Origin of the sequence: Actinospica acidithermotolerans (genome assembly GCF_018139625.1) — a bacterium.
Classification (GTDB): domain Bacteria; phylum Actinomycetota; class Actinomycetes; order Streptomycetales; family Catenulisporaceae; genus Actinospica; species Actinospica acidithermotolerans.
The window spans coordinates 1-1,547 of the sequence record NZ_JAGSOH010000269.1 but is presented as its reverse complement, the minus strand read 5'-3'; the positions used below and the strand labels follow the sequence as shown (position 1 = coordinate 1,547).

2 protein-coding genes are annotated in these 1,547 nt (G+C 66.2%); both read left to right on the top strand.

The window, feature by feature from the left end:
- A partial coding sequence (locus KDK95_RS34585; RefSeq protein WP_212522579.1) for a hypothetical protein occupies positions 1–313 on the top strand: 313 nt, incomplete at its 5' end.
- Between the two features lie 93 nt (positions 314–406).
- Positions 407–1,540: an IS630 family transposase gene (locus tag KDK95_RS34580; RefSeq protein WP_372463432.1), complete on the top strand. Its 1,134-nt coding sequence runs from the start codon at positions 407–409 to the stop codon at positions 1,538–1,540.
- Positions 1,541–1,547 lie beyond the last annotated feature (7 nt).

Genomic DNA, 1,547 nt, shown 5'->3' with positions numbered 1-1,547 from the left:
GTGTGTGATGCTCAAGGGCGTGGATGACGCGATGCGCGAGCGGCTTTCGGGGCTGTGGGATGAGCACCGAAGTGCCCCGTTCCCACCGTCGGACCGCGGCCGCGACCTCGGGGGCGTGGACCTCGTCTTGCTGGATGCCAATGTCGCCGGCTGCGCGAGCTCGGCGCTTGCTGGGCCGCTGGATGCGAGACGCCGGAAGATCCTCGAGTTCAGCATCGGCCAGCTCGATGTAGTCCTTCCCTTGCTGACCGAGGAGAACAGCATGCTCTACTTCCGGCGGCTGCAACGACTCGCCGAGCTCGCCTGCACCTGATCTTCGACCGCTGGTCGGTGGCTCTTTCAGAATGGGAGGGCTCGCCCGTCCGGACCCCTTGGTCGTCGGGCTCTGATCCACCAGACTGGGCCGGTGGCCGAGCGTGTCAGGGTGCGTGAGATCGATGATGACGAGGGAAAGCGCCTGGTGCGGATCGTGCGCCGGGGCACCGGATCGGTGGTGACTTGGCGCCGGGCGCAGATGGTGCTGCTCTCGGCCCAGAACATGGGCGTCGTCGGCATCGCGAAGGTGGCGTTCACCAGCGAGGACCACGTCCGCGATGTGATCCACAACTTCAACTCCGACGGGTTCGACTCTCTCTACCCGCGCTACCGCGGCGGGCATCCGCCCAAGTTCACCCTCCCGCAGCGCCGGGAGATCAAGAAGATCGCCAAGACGAAGCCGGCCGAACACGGCCTGCCGTTCTCGACCTGGAGCCTGTCCAAGCTGGCGGAGTTCCTGGTCGCCGAGGGGGTGGTCGACGACATCAGCCACGAGGGCCTGCGCATCCTGCTCCGCGAGGAAGGCGTCACCTTTCAACGCCTGAAGACATGGAAGGGCTCGACCGACCCGGAGTTCGCGCAGAAGAAGGCCCGGATCGAGCGTCTGTATGCGATCGCCGACGGCGAAGCCGAACCGCGTGATGGCGAACCCGCGGTCGTGGTGTGCGTGGACGAGTTCGGGCCCCTGAATCTGCAACCGCGCCCGGGCCGAGCGTGGGCGGCGATCAGCGGGAACGCGAAGGAACCAGGGCGCGAGCCGCGCCCGCGTCTACGCGCGACCTACAACCGAACAGGTGGTGTACGCCACCTGTTCGCCGCCTACGACCTGGGCCGCGACCGGCTCTATGGACACGTCAGACTCCGAAAGACCCGTACCCGTTTCCTCGAGTTCTGCCGGTACGTGCGCAGCCTCTACCCGCGCGAGATACGCATGGCGATCATCTGCGACAACTTCTCCCCGCACCTGACCACCAAGCGCGACCAGCGGGTCGGAGCATGGGCGAGGGCGAACAACGTCGAAATCGCCTACACCCCGACCAACAGCTCCTGGCTCAACCGGATAGAAGCCCAGTTCACAGCCCTGCGCTACTTCGCCCTCGACGGCACCGACCACCGCACCCACCAAGAACAAGGCAGCATGATCCGCCGCTACATCGCCTGGAGGAACCGGAACGCCGAGAACCGCGAACTACGCCGCATCGTCGACCGGGCAAACGTAGCCTGACGCGGCA